The following is a 15908-nucleotide window of genomic DNA, read 5'->3' on the forward strand; positions in this document are numbered from 1 at the left end:
ATTGGTTGAACTATGTGTGTTTGGCGATCGCCAAAAAGACAGCATCATTAACTATTTGCTACAGAATGACTTCATTTGTGCGACGCAAAGCTAGTCCGTGCATGATTTGCGAAGCTTATCATGCACGGACATATCCTTTAGGGGACTCTTTTTTAGCAACTAACCAGCAATAAAATTAGCAGGGTTTTGATCATAGCGGTGTCTGACTGGAAGGGGTTCAGGTTGAGTTTCACCTACTAAAGCAGCAGTTTGTTCTAATGCTGTCCGTAGTCTTTTTGCAGCATAAATTGACATATCTCTAGGTACATTAATTCTGTCTCGTAAGTATCGCAGAGCAACATCTGAACCTAATGGAGGGGTACACATTTCCCCCGTCATCATATTAGTTAAAGCGCAGCGTAAAGCCTCATCAAATAATTGCTCATCGGCGGGATTGACTTTTAAAACACTATCGCGGTGTTTAATTACCCGTTGGAGAGCTTCCGAGCGGGAGGTTTCGGGTTCGGGATAGGTAACATCTGGTAGTCCAAACCAATCACCCCGATCTACTTGTTCTTGATTAGCTAACGCTTGAGGTTCACCGTTGGCATAACATCCCCCCATTTGCGGGGGTAAATCATGAACATGGGTATGGAAATCGCTTTGAGTACCACGATAAGTAGGACGAGTTTCCATCGCATCAAACCAGGCTGACAGATGTGGGTTTTCCTCTCGTAGAGAATAGCCTTTGTAGTAATAAAGACTAGCGTTCATCCGCTCTACGTAGGGAGTAAACACGACATCTGCACTACTAAATTCCTCTAAAAAATATGCTCCAGGAGTACTCGCTAATGCTTCCTCTACCATCGCTACTGTTTCAATAAATTGTTGACGATTACCTTTTTCTTGTCCAGGAAAAATGGCTCGATAGCATAGCCAACCACACCAGGCTCTAAACAGTAGTCGCTCCAGTTTTCGCAACGGTAGCACCTGGGGATCTTCCATTCCTCGATACAAAACACCGAAAACCCGTTCTAAAGCCAGCAAGATGTCATCGCTTTCGGTGATAATTTGTCCATCAAGCTCAACCGCTGGTAGCATTCCAGAGGGAACTTTACGCTTGTACCAGCTTTCTTTTTTGCCATAGCAAAACATGGTCACCTTTTGAATGCGGTAAGGAATTTGCTTCTCTTCTAACCACAGCCAAATTTTTTGACAGTAGGGACACCAAGCATGATTATCCCGAAATAGGGTTACTCGTACATCAGCTTCTGTCTGTCCAAACAAACGGAGGGTAGATTGGGAGTTAGTCGTGCCGTTGATAGGATCGATGGCAAAGTCAGTAAGTTTTGCTAACTGTGACCAAGTAAGAGGTGTAGTAGACATAAAATATTTAAAATATTTGACGAAATTTAAAACTGAATTATTTTGGCGTTGCTGATTTGAGTAATGACGTATTTGCGTAGCTTATCCTTTAGGACAAAATATTACTGTTCGTAGATATCAGCTATCAGCTATTAGCTTTTTAGCAACGCCATTATTTTTAATCAACTCGTAAGCTTAAGATACAAGTGTTTGCTTAAACTAGTATCTGATTTTATTATCCTTTTTTTTGCTCGTAACTTCTGGCATCTTGACTCCTTTTATTGACTGCGCCGAGCATCTGTCCTAAAAAAGGTAAGCCGATTAACGCAGGGATAAAATAGCGAGAGGTACACAGCAAACCTAAAGCTGCACCCGTAGCTTCATTAAAGTAATCTTGATAGAAATAGATTATGGCTGCATCCCGAGTGCCAATACCTGCGAAAGTTAAGGGTAATAAACCCGCCAAGATTGATAGAGGAGAAAGTGCCAAACTAACAACGAAAGGAACGATCGCTTTTAAAGCTAAAATAAATAGCCAGATTTGTAGCAAGTGTAAAAACCAAACAAAAACCGAAGTACTAGCGATGAGTATTAGCTGCTGTCGATCTCCCCAAAAATAACCGTGCATCTCTCCCCAAGCAGCCTGCATTTTATTGAGCTTTGGCTTTAAAGACTTGGGGGCGAATCTTACGGCAATGGTAAAAAATAAATTGGCACACTGCTGATAGCTTAACAGCAATAAGCCTAAAACTAATCCTGTTGCTACCCCTACAGTCATTGCCCAAAATAGACCATCTTTGGCAGGATACAGAAATAAGCCAAACACACACCAAACTAATAGAGAAAGCAAGTCACAAGCCTTTTCAAAAATAGAAATTGAGAGAGCGAGACTGCCACTTAGATTAGATCTTTCGGACATAAAATAAGATTTAGCTATATCTCCCATTTTGGAAGGTAAAACCATGTTCAGGACACTTGCACCCAAAATTAATCGATTAGCTTCCAAAAATCTTAAGCTGCGCTGAGGTACTAATTGTTGCAACCGCCAGGAGGTAACTAAGGTGATTGGAATTACCATCGCTAGACTGACTGCGAGCATCAGGCGATCGCTATTTTGAAAGACTCTAAACAAATTAATCAGATCGATCTGAGTATAAATGTAAAGCAGGATAGCAACGCTAATTATGATCGAGACAAACCGTTTGAGATTCATATTTAACGCCAAAGAGTGAATCTGTTGAATGCTGGAAGTTTAAAGAGAAAACATTCTGTAAATGTTTCTAAGTTCATGCCGAGCAATCTCTTAAAAGTAAAGTCACTTTGTGAGATTGGGTAGTATAAAGAATTATATTAATTTGCTGACTTTAGCTGCAAAAATTCTGGGTTGTTACTGATGAGAGATAAATCTAACGCTTTTGCCATGTTCAAATCATGGCTCAATCAAGGAAAGCAGCACTTTAAAAGTATCCCAGTTTTGATTTGGTTGAATGCCATAACTGTGATTATTTTGAGCCTACTCAGCATTTACGCCAAGATCAAAAGCAAAGGTTCGGGTATCGAAAATCTGTTTAGCGATCCTTTCTATTTCGGTATTTTTTATTTAGGCTGGTTCACCAGCGTATCGGAAATTATGTGGTGTACTGCGATCGCGATTTGTCTTTTCTCGGCTTTTTTATTGCCCGAATCCAATCGCCGCTTTCAGATATTCTTGTGCGCCAGTGCGTTAGTTATGTTGCTACTTTTTTTTGACGATCGCTTTCGCCTAACTCTAATTTTGTGCGTTTTCTTTAACACCTGTAAAATAGTTAAATTAGCTGTCTATAGTCTTTATGGTTTGTTACTAGTTGGCTACGCATGGCTATTTCGCAGGACTATTCGCCAAACTCCTTATATTCCTTTGCTAGTATCTTTTTGTCTGTTTGGATTTTCCAGCGCGATCGATATTACTCCCATCAGCAGTCGCGGTATTCATGCCATGCTAGAAGATGGTACTAAGTTAATTGGTTTGATAAATTTAACAATTTATTTTTGGTGGATTTGTCAACAAGAAATAAAAAAAAATATAGTGCAGAAATAATTAAAAGCTACAGGGCAAACGCATACTAAAAAATTGAAGGATAGTGAAAAGGAAACCATAAGATAACTTTCGCGCTGGTTCAAATCTCAACAATTGGCTCAACCTAAAAGCTACGCCACCGTTACTTTCTAACTCGTAATCGGGTAAAGCTGTTCCCAAAGCATAAGTCTAACTAGAAATTGTTGCCAATAATGATTTAAATCTTCAGAGTTAAGCTGAAAAAGTTGAGCAGACTGATTCTCTATGGCGATCGCAATTATTGCCTGGTCGACTTGAACATTATATAAATGGTTAATCGCAAAGGTGTAGGCAGTAACCTGTAAACAATAATCAGTTATCCATTCGATTTTTTTAGGTTGGGCAGCAGTTTTCCAATCAAAGACACAAAGATTTCCTGACCATTCTCCTAAGCAGTCAAAACGCCCTGCATAGTGTTTTTCTGCATGATAAACTGCCGACTCTAATAAATGAACCTCAGAGACAGATTCTAAAACTGGTTTAATCGAATGCCAGTAAAGATTGTCTTCTACATCATCAGGTAAATCTTGACCATCCAAATAATAGTTGATGGCAGTATGCACAGAAGTACCACGTCGGCAGGCTTGTGTACTAATTTGCTGTGCTTTTTTAACTCCAACTCGCTGACGCCATTTTTGCAAAGCTAAACGGTCTTTTTCAGGTTTGGTAGCAGTTAAAATTGTGCTAACTGAGGGGTAGGCTTTTCCATCAAAGCTCAGTCTTCTTTTACGATCAACGGTAATGTATTTAGCGGGAATATAAGTAAACATTCAATATGTATGCTTTTGATGAACTGGCTGTCTCGAAATTTGTTGGTTTGTGGCTGTGAGCTATTAGTCCTTCGGATTCGACAGTTCTTACAGTAGTTTGTCAAGCTAAATTACAGGGCAAACTGCTGCAATAAATAACTATAAAATTTTTCTTTATCTACCTGAGTCATTACTTTAACTTTTCTGCCGCCAGTTTTAAGGATTGTTCTTCCTTGACTAACACCAGTAGTAATTATGTCTGTCTCTTGTTCTTTTGTTTGATATAGTTCTGGACGAGCTAAATAAGTGGTGGCTAGAATGTCCCAAAAGTAATAGTTTTGGGGAATTGCTAAGGAATAGCATAAACCCGCTAAATCTGATAAAGGGTGTCTGCGTTGTTTAGTTAAGTTGCGAATAAACTCTGGAGTCACAGGAACGTGATTAGTTAAATCTAATGGACATAGTGTAATAGAAATATCAGTATCCCAGATTTGTTTAGCTGCTAAGGGATCCCAAAAAACATTCCATTCTGCTGTGCCATCATGTTCTAGAGCAAATACTTTTTCGACATTTCCTGATACGGTTAACGCGCCTCCCATCCAAACAATTTCAGCTATTTGGTTAGCTATTACTGGTTCAAGTGTGATCGCTTCTGCTACGGTAGTCAAAGGTCCAGTTACCATTAAAGTTACAGGTTGTGGTGCATTTTGCAATCTCTCCACCATAAATTCCTGCCCTGATGCTTTTACTAAAGGTGTCAAGATCTGGTCGGACTCATTAAGAATCGGAAAATTATCAATAATCGTGCAATCGCGCCGAAAATCAGCTGGAAAAGGATTAATTCCTCTAACAGTACTTTTAGCGATCGCAACATTGATATGTCCCATTAAATTTAGTATTTTGCAACTTACGCTAACCGCAGCATTGATATAACAGTCTGCTGGAGTAACAACTATTCCTAACGGTTCGATTTCTGTCATTGTCATCAATAAGATCAGCGACAAGAAATCATCGATCGCTCCATCATGATCCATCAACACCAGTTTTTTAGACATATTAAGCTTTAGTTATTTTCAGTGTGGCTCATCTAAATGTTCAGCTACTGATTGGTATAGCTTTAGCACATGATGATCTAGCAGGCGATAGTAAACTTTTCTACCACGCTTGTTATAACTGACCAGCCTTAGCGATCGCAAGGTACGTAGTTGATGGGAAACTGCTGATTCGCTCATCTCAAGTAAAGTTGCTAAATCGCAGACACACAAGTCTTGCTTCGCTAATAAAGATAAAATTCGTAACCGATTTGCATCTCCCAATAAACGGAAAAAATCCGCCATCTGCTGTGCTTTGCTCGAATCTAAAGCTTCCAGGCGGAGATTTTTCCAGGCATCAACGTCAACAGAATGGCGATCGCTACAGGTAGGAATTTGATGCTTGACTGCTGACATAAATACTTTACTAATAAGCTTGTCTTTGTTTTCAATAAATAGGCCGATTACTTGTTCTCTCGTTTAACCACAGTTACAGTCTGACATCTGGCAACTTTGATCGTTGTTATGACCATTGGCACAGGCTTCGCAGCAGTAATATTTATTATCTTTTTTGATGGCATCTGTTAATGATATTTCGCAAGAACAGCGATCGCAGTCACATTTTACTAAGCTAGCATTAGTCATGATCTTTTCGTTTTTAATTATTAACTAATATATATTATATATGAACATACGTTCAGCTATTATAGGAAACATAATTAATTTTATTTAAGGGTTGCAAACTAGACATTCAGTCTGCTAAATTAGTTGAGCGCAATTAAAAGCGAGCCAGGATAGCTCAGGTGGTAGAGCAGAGGACTGAAAATCCTCGTGTCGGCAGTTCAAGTCTGCCTCCCGGCATTTACTGTACTGTACAGTGACTAATTATTTGTCGTTGGAGACAGATTACTGTCATCATGACCAATTACTTGTCGCAAAGACTAATTACTGTCCGCCAATGAGGTGGTGACAAATTCCTGTCATCAACTGATTTTTTTCATTGTATGTTTGTTTCAGAAGATTTTCAGTCCTCTGCTCCTTTCAATCGTTCCTTAATTTTGAAGATTATCTATCTCGATTTAAAAATCACACTAAAAAATTCTTATAGTTTTTTTGCTTTCAACCTATTTTGAACCTAACTAGCGAGCAAATGCGCCATAGTGTATCCTTTCAATCCATCTCCGCCTGAAATGGTCTTGGCAACTTTATAAGCTACAAGTTCTTTGTAAAAGCAATTTCAGAGTAAATTTTGCTGAAGCTAAAAAATTAAGTTTATTTAAACTCTTAAATTATAGCTGTAACTAAACTACAAAAGCTTACAAAGCCCAACTCAGTTAGATTTCAACAGTTTGTTGAACCCCCTAGGGATTTCGCCCACGCTTAGGTTCGACAAAAAAGGAAAATTAGGATAGATTCCTCCTTGCTCGGAGGTGATTCAGTAGCGATCGCTGTAGTACATCTACACCACTTATTACTGGGGGCGCACCTTATTCCTATCCGAAGATAGCAGTTTTAGGGTGGACAGCTACCAGGGTCAGAAAGCATCCATCCAGAAGATGGTAAAACTAACCCATACTTAACATAGTTCAGAGGTTCAGAAGAACATAACCTACGGCGCAATTTGTCGAACATTATATTTAGTTTTCGAGGTTCTAATTCTGTTTATGCAAGAATCGTTACACAAAGATATTGAGAACTTTAGTACCCATCAATAGCAATTTTTTTAGCAAGTTCAGTCGGACTTCCTCTGATTGATTGTTTACCTTCTTTTATTTTTATTCCTGCTTTTGCTGCTTGAGATTTGATATTATCAATCAGCCTGCCATAGCTCCATTGATGAATATTAGTTCGGTATTTTTTGGCATATTTTTTTTGTTTTTCGATACATCCAGGAATTTTGGCTTCTGCCTTTGCTTGAACTTCTGCTTGAATAATATCTCTTTTATTTTTAATTCTGGGTACGACAATACATCCTGCTCTATATTCTTTAGCTAATTTAATGACCGCTTTAGCTAAAAGGCGATCGATATATTGTCCTAGTTCTGATTCGCCAAATCTATTATCCGCATGATGTCTCTGAGCAACATTTCTTTTGTGAGCTAAAAAATGCTTTTGCTGCCGTTGGCGATTGAGTAAGCGATAGTCTTTCCCTAATAATTGTTTAGTACTGCGATATGTAATTGCTTTACTGGTTTTACCATCAACTATGGCTACAGTAGCAGGTTTTTCCAACTGAATTGCTACTCCCAAGAGAATATTAGTTTGACCTTGATATAGAGGTTTATGTGGAAGAGAATAGGAATTATTGATTCGGTCAAGAGATGTTTTAGTTTTTTTGACTAAAGCTTGTTGTTTAGGATTAAGATTTTCTTGTTCAAGATCCTGCAAAGTTTCGTGAAATGTCTCGGCTTTCTTCTGGCGAATTAAATCCGATCCTTCCGTAGTTAAAAGCAACGTATCAACAAAGCAATGTAGAGTTAGATGATTAACATTCCAAGGTTTACCTTTATCGTTGCCTTCTTTCCATATCATCCTTGACGATCGCAAGGCTAATAATGCACCCGAATGAGTATTATTGCTTTGTTTTTTTAGCTCTTGCTCGTCATAGAAAAGTTGAAATAGTGAAAGCTGTCGCTTGTCGCAGTAAATTTGAAAGCAATGCTTACCAATATACTTTTCCAATCCATTAAATTTCACAATCAAACGATCTTTTTCATTTTTGCCCCACTTTGTATCCTCATTGGATAAGAAGTTAACAGGATAAGGAACTGATTTCGATTGAGTCAGTAATATATCTTGCCAAAGTTTCGCCTGAGCATCATCTTGAGGAACATAGGTTGAAGCGATCGCGAGAGTATCCAACCATTTTTGTCCTGTTAAATCTCTTCCTTGCGGTGCTTTCCCATTTAGTTTCTTTGTTAATCTTTCGATCCTAATTTCTACCTTACGACGGCGTTTAGCAAATTTTTCAGGATCTTCTAGCTTTTGACGTACTTTACAACCGTTTTTCAGCAGATGAACGATCGCACAGCGAACCCAAACATCTTCGGAATCATCATACAGAGCGAATAACTGGCTATGAGTGCTTTTATACTCATCAGGCTTGAGATTATAAATAATCTCAGTTGCCTTACCTTTGATATCTTCTAAAGAACGATCTTGAAAAGATCTGCTTCCCAGACTGTATTCTTGGAAAAGTTCATCATCACTTTTTAGCATTGCTAGCCAACGTTCTTGTCCTCTTAATTCATAAGTCCAACCTTTACGTACCTTTAGCCACGATTTATAGACAAAATCCACCATTGCGATCGCCGAACTATAAAATCGCCCTGGCTGATTTTTATATTTTGGATGTTCTTTCAAAGGTTGACAAAGATTTTTAACAAGTCCTCTTGGTAGTTTTCCTTTTTGTTTCCATATTTCAAGATCTGGGTGTTCTGCAAGTTGTTTGAACAATTCGTTGATTAACGGAGTATTTTTCTCCGCCATTAATAGCCAGAGCTTATGACGAATATCTTCTGGTGCAGTTAAACGGCATTGAATAGTAATTTCAGTCATAAATTAAAACTACTATTAAAAACACAATATGTGCTTATTAACTTAATATTTTTATATATATAGCTCTTTCTCCGTGGCATCATTATTAGATATGAAAGAGCGTTTTTACAGTAGTACAGAAGCATCAAAAATTACTGGCTGCTCTCGCCGACAATTACAGTATTGGCGAAAGCAGGGTGTTGTCGTGCCGACGGTTAATCCTGGTGGCAAAGGGAGAAATGTTTATTACACAGAATCAGATTTATTGGTTTTGTCAGTTATGGAGTATTTGCTGTCACTAGGATTAAATTTCGAGATTTCTCTAAAAGTTTTAGAAATTCTTAGAAATAAAGATATGTGGTTTTTAGATAAATCTTGGACGAGAAAAAAAAACAACCGCTTAATGCTTATATTAAGTGGGCAAGAAGAAAATACAATTCAATTAACAGATTTCGATCTTGAATTAGCTATAGACAAATTAAACGAAGGTTGTGCAGTTGCTCCTTTCTGGCGCGGTCGCATTTATGCAAAATTACAAAATAATCTTCAAAATTTTTTTCATGAAAGAAATAGATTTGATCGCGAGAGAAAAAATTAAAAATAAATTTTAAAAGGGAAATAAAGTAATCAACTCTAAATTCTCTCGTTGAATGCGATCTCGTTGTTGTTCTGGAAAATCGTGAACTGAAACATTGCAGAAAATACCTATATTGGCTTTTTATCAAAAATTTACGATTATATTGGATTTATTGGAATTACTTCGATCACTTGCTGGTTTTAAGATGAATAAAAAGCACCTCTCGGAACGGGATATTTGTACAAAATTTATTACTCCTGCGTTAGAGAGAGCGGGCTGGAATGTGCAAACCCAGATTCGAGAGGAGTTTTCTTTGACAAAGGGGCGAATTATCGTTCGGGGGAAGCTACACACCAGGGGTAAAAATAAACGGGCGGATTATGTGCTGTTTTATAAACCCAATATTGCGATCGCGGTACTGGAAGCGAAAGATAATAATCATTCTGTTGGGGATGGGATGCAACAGGCTTTAGAGTATGCGGATTTATTGCAAGTACCGTTTGTTTTTAGTTCCAATGGCGATCGCTTATTGTTTCATAACAAGATTAATACCGACGGAGTTATCGAACGGGAAATTGAATTTGAGGCAATGCCGTCACCAGAGACTTTATGGCGGTTATGGTCGCAACATCAGGGTTTAACGGAAGCACAACAGGAAATTGTAACTCAGGATTACTATAGCGATGGGAGTAATAAAACACCTCGCTACTATCAGCTTTTGGCAATTAATAAAACCATCGAAACAATTGCTAAAGGACAAAATCGGATTCTGTTAGTGATGGCGACGGGGACGGGTAAAACCTTTACAGCATTTCAAATTATTTGGCGGTTGTGGAAGTCACGGACGAAAAAGCGGATTTTATTTTTGGCAGACCGCAATATTTTAGTAGACCAAACCATGACCAATGATTTTAAACCGTTTGGTTCGGCAATGACCAAAATTCAGAAGCGAGTGGATAAGTCCTATGAAATCTACCTCTGTTTGTATCAAGCGGTGACGGGTTCTGAAGAGGAAAAAAATATTTATAAACAGTTTAGTCCTGACTTTTTCGATCTGATTGTCATAGATGAGTGTCATCGAGGAAGTGCAGCAGAAGATTCAGCTTGGCAGGAAATTTTAGAATATTTCACTTCAGCAACTCAAATCGGCTTAACGGCGACTCCCAAGGAAACTAAGGAAATTTCTAACATCGATTATTTTGGCGAACCGATTTACACTTATTCCCTACGTCAAGGGATTGATGATGGTTTCTTAGCCCCTTATAAGGTAGTGCGGCTCGATCTCGATCGCGATTTATCGGGTTGGCGACCGAATAAAGGTCAAAGGGATAAGTATGGCAATGAGATTGAGGATCGGATTTATAATCAGAAGGATTTCGATCGCTCTTTAGTACTGGAAAAGCGGACGGAGTTAGTCGCCCAAAAAGTTACGGAATTTCTCAAGCAAACCAACCGTTTTGATAAAGCGATCGTTTTTTGCGAAAATATCGACCACGCGGAAAGAATGCGACAGGCTTTAGCTAATGCCAATAGCGATTTAGTTGCCGAAAATTCTAAGTACGTAATGCGGATTACGGGAGATAATCCAGAGGGGAAAGCGGAACTGGACAATTTTATTTTTCCTGAGAGTGTTTATCCCGTCATTGCTACTACCTCAAAGTTAATGACCACAGGAGTAGATGCTAAAACCTGTAAGTTAATTGTGCTGGATCAAAGGATTCAGTCAATGACCGAGTTTAAACAAATTATCGGTCGAGGAACACGCATTGATGAGGATTATGACAAGTTTTTCTTCACCATTATAGATTTTAAAAAGGCAACAGAACTGTTTGCCGACCCCGATTTTGATGGCGATCCAGTTCAGATTTACGAACCCAAACTTGATGATTCCCCCGTACCACCCGATGAGGTTCAATCCCCCGAAACTAAGAGCAAAAGCGATTGCGTAAAAGAACCAACCTCTTGGGGTGATTGGGATACAGAAGATGATGACCAGCCTAAACGTTATGTAGTTGCCGATGTGGAAGTAAAAGTTTCTTTGGAACGGGTGCAATATTATGATGCGGATGGTAAGTTGATTACAGAATCCCTGAAAGACTATACTCGCAAAGCGGTCAATCAAGAATTTGCTTCCTTAAATGATTTTTTACGGCGTTGGAGTGATGCAGATAAAAAACAAGCGATAATTGCTGAATTAGCTACTGAAGGAGTATTTTTTGAGGAATTGGCGCAAGAAGTAGGACGGGATTGCGATCCCTTTGATTTGATCTGTCATATCGTCTGGGATGTACCACCCTTAACCCGCAGAGAACGGGCGAGGGAAGTGATAAAACGCAACTATTTCACTAAGTATGGTGAGAAAGCCTGTAGGGTACTAGATGCTTTACTGGACAAGTATGCTGATGAGGGAATTGAAGCGGTAGAAGAACCCCAGATTTTAAAAATTGCCCCTTTTACCGAGATGGGAACACCAATGGAACTGGTGCAAGCTTTTGGCGGTATCCAAGGTTATCAAGAGGCGGTTCGGGAATTGCAAAGGGAACTTTACAGGGCATAATGGTTTAGTCTTTTATATTTTTCTGAGGATTATTGATAATTATGGCGATCGCAACGTTGGTAAAAAGCATTCAAGACATCATGCGGAAGGATGTGGGTGTGGATGGTGATGCCCAACGGATTAGCCAGTTGGTTTGGTTGCTATTTCTCAAGATTTTTGATGATAAAGAGCAGGAATGGCAATTTATGGTGACTGGTTATAAATCGCCTTTAGAAGAGAGTTTGCGGTGGTCAAATTGGGCAAAAAATCCCGAAGGAATCACGGGGGATGAGTTAATCGATTTTGTGAATAATCGGCTTTTTCCCACTCTCAAGGGTTTAGCAACGGCTGCGGGGGTTTCCAATCAGGGTAAGGTGATCGGTTCGGTGTTTGAGGATGCCTATAACTACATGAAATCGGGGACTTTACTCCGTCAGGTGATTAATACCATCGAAACGGATGTGGATTTTAATTCATCGAGCGATCGCCATTTATTTAATGATATTTACGAAAAAATTCTGGCGGATTTACAATCTGCTGGTAATGCGGGGGAATATTATACCCCTCGTGCGGTGACGCAATTTATGGTGGATATTCTCAATCCCAAGTTAGGGGAAAGTATACTCGATCCTGCTTGTGGTACTGGTGGTTTTTTAACCTGTGCGATCGAGCATTTGAGGAAACAAGTCAGTAATGCCGATGATGAAAATTTACTGCAAGCAACTATTCATGGAGTTGAAAAGAAGCCTTTACCCCATATGTTGGCAATGACCAATATGATGTTACATGGCATCGATGTACCGACCAACATCCGTCACGATAATACTTTAAGTCGTCCTCTACGGGATTATAGTCCAGCCGAAAGAGTAGATATTATTGTGACTAATCCACCGTTTGGGGGGATGGAAGAGGATGGCATTGAAAATAATTTTCCCAAGAAATATCAAACCAGGGAAACGGCAGATTTATTTATGGGTTTGATCATGCACCTGTTGAAAAAAAATGGGGGGCGAGGTGCGGTGGTGTTACCCGATGGTTTTTTGTTTGGGGAAGGAGTGAAAACCAATCTTAAAAAGGAACTTTTAGAGAATTTTAACCTCCATACCATCGTCCGTTTACCGAAGGGGGTTTTTAGTCCCTATACAAGTATTTCGACGAATATTTTATTTTTTGAAAAGGGTAACAAGACTGAAAGTATTTGGTTTTTTGAACATCCCTATCCAGAGGGTTATAAATCCTATTCTCGGTCTAAACCCCTAACCATTCAAGAATTCGATCGCGAGAAAGCTTGGTGGAACAAGCGTCAGGTTAATGAGTATGCTTGGCAGGTTTCCACACAGGAGATTGTTGCCCGTAACTATAATTTAGATTGTAAAAATCCCCATGAGGTAGAGATCGATCGCGGAGATCCGATGGAATTAATGGCGGAATTTTTAGAGATTTCCCAGCAGGTGGAGATTCAGGATTCTCTAAAAGCTGAATTAATGGAAGCGTTGGAATAATAAAATGTTGGTTTTTCAGTTACAAATATGCTAAATAATTAATTTTTAAAGTAAAAAATAAGGGGTGGATGGTGCGGAATATGCTAATTTAGCTTGAGGTTAATAAACTATGAAAAGTTTAGAGGAAATAACCCAACTTTTACAGGTAAATCAAAAGTATTTACGGGAAAGGTTTCGAGTTTCCCAGATGCAAGTTTTTGGTTCTTATGCTAGGGGTGAACAAACAATTAATAGTGATGTAGATATTTTGATTCGTTACGATCGCCCACCAACACTTTGGATGTTAGGTGAATTACGGGATTATTTAACTGAAGTTTTGGGGGTGCGTGTGGATATCGTGACGGAAAAAGGTCTTAAGCCAAGGATTCGAGAGCGGGTTTTGGCAGAAGCGGTTAAGGTATGACAAAAAGAGATTTAATCGATTTTTTAGAAGATATTCTGGAAGCCATAGCCGAAATTAATAGTTTTGTTAAAGGTGTTGGTTTTGAAGAATTTGCGAATAATCGAGAAAAGACTTTGGCTGTGGTTAAGTTATTGGAAATAATTGGTGAGGCACCAAAAAAAATCCCCTCTGATTTACGCGAAAAGTATCCCGATATTCCTTGGCGTGCTGTAGCAGGAATGCGCGATCTTTTAGTACATGAATATTGGCAGGTTGATACGGAGGTTGTTTGGCAGACGGTGAACGAATCTCTGCCTTTATTAGCCAGGGTGATTGCTGAAATGATTCAAGATAATCGATGAGAGGGGCGATAATTTTTTTGATGAAAACCGTAGAACTGTTAGATAAGTATTTTGAAACCGCTTTTGCTGCACCAGATGGGATTAAACGCTTACGAGAATTAATTTTAACTTTGGCGATGCAGGGTAAACTCGTACCGCAAAATCCCCAAGATCGCCCCGCAAGTGAACTTTTAAAAGAGATTGAAGCGGAAAAGAAACGGTTAATAAAAGAGGGAAAGATTAAAAAGTCTAAGCCTTTACCTGAGATTACACCTGATGAAATTCCCTATGATTTGCCTGATAGTTGGGAATGGGTTAGGTTAGGAAATTTAATAGAGTTAATTTCTGGACAACATTTAACTCCAAATGAATATAACGAAAATAGAATCGGTTTTCCTTACTATACTGGTCCATCAGATTTTGGTATTAAAAATCCAGTAACTACTCGATGGACAACTATTGATAGAGCTATTGCAATTCAAGGCGATATTTTATTGGGAGTAAAAGGAAGTGTTGGTAAAATTAATCTATTTTTAGAAAAAAAAGCTGCTATTGGTCGTCAGTTAATGGCATTGCGGAGCATCAAAATTGACAGAAATTTTTTGATGTACTTTCTAGAAGGAAAATTTGAAGAGCTTAAAAATTTATCTGTAGGTATTGCTATTCCTGGAATTGGAAGACAAGACGTATTAACACGATATTTTCCACTTCCACCACTTGAAGAACAGCACCGAATAGTAGAGAAAATCGATCGCCTGATGGAATAAGTCGATCGCCTGGAAAAACTACAAACAGAACGCGATCGCAAACGTTTAATTATTCACGCAGCAGCAAGCGATCGCGTTTTAAATGCACCAGATAAAAATAGTTTTAATGATGCTTGGAATTTTATCCAAAATAACTTTAATGAACTCTATTCAGTCAAAGAAAATATCAGCGAACTCCGCAAAGCAATCCTACAACTCGCCGTAATGGGTAAACTCGTCCCTCAAAACCCCAACGATCCACCTGCAAGTGAATTACTCAAGGAAATTGAAGCAGAAAGGAGAGAATTAATTAAAGAAGGCAAAATCCCAAAACCTAAACAAGTTGAGCCAATAAAAACAGAAGAAATACCTTATTTATTGCCTAATCACTGGATATGGACAAAGGTAAAACTTATTTGTGCTGTCATCGTAGACTGTCCTCACTCAACACCTATATTTATACCTGAAGGATTATTGTGCATTGATACTAACAGTTTTAAAGCAGGATCTTTTGTTGAGCATAAATTTAGATATGTTTCCGAAAAAACTTATTTAGATAGAGTTAAACGACTTGTACCTCAAGAAAATGATATTGTTTTTGCAAGAGAAGGTAGTATCGGTGAGTCTGTCATTATTCCTCCAAAAATGCAGTGCTGTTTAGGACAAAGAGTTATGCTTTTTCGTCCAATGCAAAAAATATTTCCCAAGTATCTACAACTGCATAATTATCGCTACAAGTTCATATCTAGTTTAGAAGCAATTAGCAAATGAACTAGAAAAATATGTTAAGCGAAATTAAAGCAGAAATAATTCAACTCGCCAGTAATACCACTTTTGCTCGAAATTTAGCTTTAACATTGATTGTGGCGAGCGCTGGTATATGTAGTCTTGCCGAACTACAGAGCCAAAATACTCAAGCAGCCGAACAAGCATCGATTATCTTTGAGCCAAACTCAAGCAAAATAATTATTGATTGAATCCAAATAGATATTTAAAGATGTTTAACCAATAACCAGAAATTTATACTTCTTATTAAGTAACTAAAATCAAACGCCCGACTAACGATAG

Annotated in this window: 17 protein-coding genes and 1 tRNA gene; 11 read left to right on the plus strand and 7 right to left on the minus strand. The window is 38.5% G+C overall.

Annotated elements, in window-relative coordinates; genetic code table 11:
* Window positions 1-5 precede the first annotated feature (5 nt).
* Window positions 6-173 (plus strand): hypothetical protein, encoded by a 168-nt coding sequence (locus V6C71_16180; protein ID HEY9770005.1) that lies wholly within the window; start codon window positions 6-8, stop codon window positions 171-173.
* Here the strand turns inward: V6C71_16180 and V6C71_16185 are convergent.
* Together V6C71_16185 and V6C71_16190 are read right to left on the minus strand one after the other, a co-directional pair.
* Window positions 160-1365, minus strand: coding sequence for a glutathione S-transferase family protein (locus V6C71_16185; protein HEY9770006.1), 1206 nt, complete (start codon window positions 1363-1365; stop codon window positions 160-162). The genes V6C71_16180 and V6C71_16185 overlap by 14 nt on opposite strands.
* 214 nt (window positions 1366-1579) lie before the next feature.
* A complete protein-coding gene (locus V6C71_16190) occupies window positions 1580-2557 on the minus strand; it encodes a lysylphosphatidylglycerol synthase transmembrane domain-containing protein (GenBank protein HEY9770007.1) in 978 nt (325 codons plus the stop codon).
* Between the two features lie 180 nt (window positions 2558-2737).
* On the opposite strand from V6C71_16190, the gene V6C71_16195 reads away from it, so the two are divergent.
* Window positions 2738-3421: a hypothetical protein gene (locus V6C71_16195; GenBank protein ID HEY9770008.1), complete on the plus strand. Its 684-nt coding sequence runs from the start codon at window positions 2738-2740 to the stop codon at window positions 3419-3421.
* A gap of 128 nt (window positions 3422-3549) precedes the next feature.
* On the opposite strand, the gene V6C71_16200 is transcribed toward V6C71_16195, so the two are convergent.
* The 4 genes from V6C71_16200 to V6C71_16215 all read right to left on the minus strand — a co-directional run bounded on the left by V6C71_16200 (window position 3550) and on the right by V6C71_16215 (window position 5864).
* Entirely contained in the window at window positions 3550-4209 is a 660-nt protein-coding gene (locus V6C71_16200; GenBank protein HEY9770009.1) for a PD-(D/E)XK nuclease family protein, read from the minus strand.
* A 110-nt stretch (window positions 4210-4319) separates the two neighbouring features.
* Window positions 4320-5243 (minus strand): nucleoside hydrolase, encoded by a 924-nt coding sequence (locus V6C71_16205; GenBank protein ID HEY9770010.1) that lies wholly within the window; start codon window positions 5241-5243, stop codon window positions 4320-4322.
* A gap of 18 nt (window positions 5244-5261) precedes the next feature.
* Complete coding sequence (locus V6C71_16210; GenBank protein HEY9770011.1) at window positions 5262-5636, minus strand: metalloregulator ArsR/SmtB family transcription factor; 375 nt, start codon at window positions 5634-5636, stop codon at window positions 5262-5264.
* Window positions 5637-5699: 63 nt separating this feature from the next.
* Complete coding sequence (locus tag V6C71_16215; GenBank protein HEY9770012.1) at window positions 5700-5864, minus strand: metallothionein; 165 nt, start codon at window positions 5862-5864, stop codon at window positions 5700-5702.
* 143 nt (window positions 5865-6007) lie between these two features.
* Between V6C71_16215 and V6C71_16220 the strand changes: the two genes are divergently transcribed.
* Window positions 6008-6080 (plus strand) — tRNA-Phe (locus V6C71_16220).
* Between the two features lie 837 nt (window positions 6081-6917).
* On the opposite strand, the gene cas12k is transcribed toward V6C71_16220, so the two are convergent.
* Window positions 6918-8777 (minus strand): type V CRISPR-associated protein Cas12k, encoded by a 1860-nt coding sequence (gene cas12k, locus V6C71_16225; GenBank protein ID HEY9770013.1) that lies wholly within the window; start codon window positions 8775-8777, stop codon window positions 6918-6920.
* 73 nt (window positions 8778-8850) lie between these two features.
* Here cas12k and V6C71_16230 point away from each other — a divergent pair, with 73 nt between their 5' ends.
* The 8 genes from V6C71_16230 (at window position 8851) to V6C71_16265 (ending at window position 15817) form a co-directional block, all read left to right on the plus strand.
* Complete coding sequence (locus V6C71_16230; GenBank protein HEY9770014.1) at window positions 8851-9354, plus strand: MerR family transcriptional regulator; 504 nt, start codon at window positions 8851-8853, stop codon at window positions 9352-9354.
* A 184-nt stretch (window positions 9355-9538) separates the two neighbouring features.
* Window positions 9539-11890: a DEAD/DEAH box helicase family protein gene (locus V6C71_16235; protein HEY9770015.1), complete on the plus strand. Its 2352-nt coding sequence runs from the start codon at window positions 9539-9541 to the stop codon at window positions 11888-11890.
* A 41-nt stretch (window positions 11891-11931) separates the two neighbouring features.
* Window positions 11932-13371 carry a class I SAM-dependent DNA methyltransferase gene (locus tag V6C71_16240; protein ID HEY9770016.1) on the plus strand — a complete coding sequence of 480 codons (1440 nt, stop codon included), beginning with the start codon at window positions 11932-11934 and terminating at the stop codon, window positions 13369-13371.
* Window positions 13372-13480: 109 nt separating this feature from the next.
* Window positions 13481-13774 carry a nucleotidyltransferase family protein gene (locus tag V6C71_16245; GenBank protein ID HEY9770017.1) on the plus strand — a complete coding sequence of 98 codons (294 nt, stop codon included), beginning with the start codon at window positions 13481-13483 and terminating at the stop codon, window positions 13772-13774.
* Complete coding sequence (locus V6C71_16250; protein HEY9770018.1) at window positions 13771-14115, plus strand: DUF86 domain-containing protein; 345 nt, start codon at window positions 13771-13773, stop codon at window positions 14113-14115. Before V6C71_16245 ends, V6C71_16250 begins: the two co-directional genes overlap by 4 nt.
* 20 nt (window positions 14116-14135) lie before the next feature.
* Window positions 14136-14861, plus strand: coding sequence for a restriction endonuclease subunit S (locus tag V6C71_16255; GenBank protein HEY9770019.1), 726 nt, complete (start codon window positions 14136-14138; stop codon window positions 14859-14861).
* Window positions 14862-15065: 204 nt separating this feature from the next.
* Complete coding sequence (locus tag V6C71_16260; GenBank protein HEY9770020.1) at window positions 15066-15611, plus strand: hypothetical protein; 546 nt, start codon at window positions 15066-15068, stop codon at window positions 15609-15611.
* Between the two features lie 11 nt (window positions 15612-15622).
* Window positions 15623-15817 carry a hypothetical protein gene (locus V6C71_16265; GenBank protein HEY9770021.1) on the plus strand — a complete coding sequence of 65 codons (195 nt, stop codon included), beginning with the start codon at window positions 15623-15625 and terminating at the stop codon, window positions 15815-15817.
* Window positions 15818-15908 lie beyond the last annotated feature (91 nt).

The sequence above is a fragment of the Coleofasciculaceae cyanobacterium genome (assembly GCA_036703275.1).
Classification (GTDB): domain Bacteria; phylum Cyanobacteriota; class Cyanobacteriia; order Cyanobacteriales; family Xenococcaceae; genus Waterburya.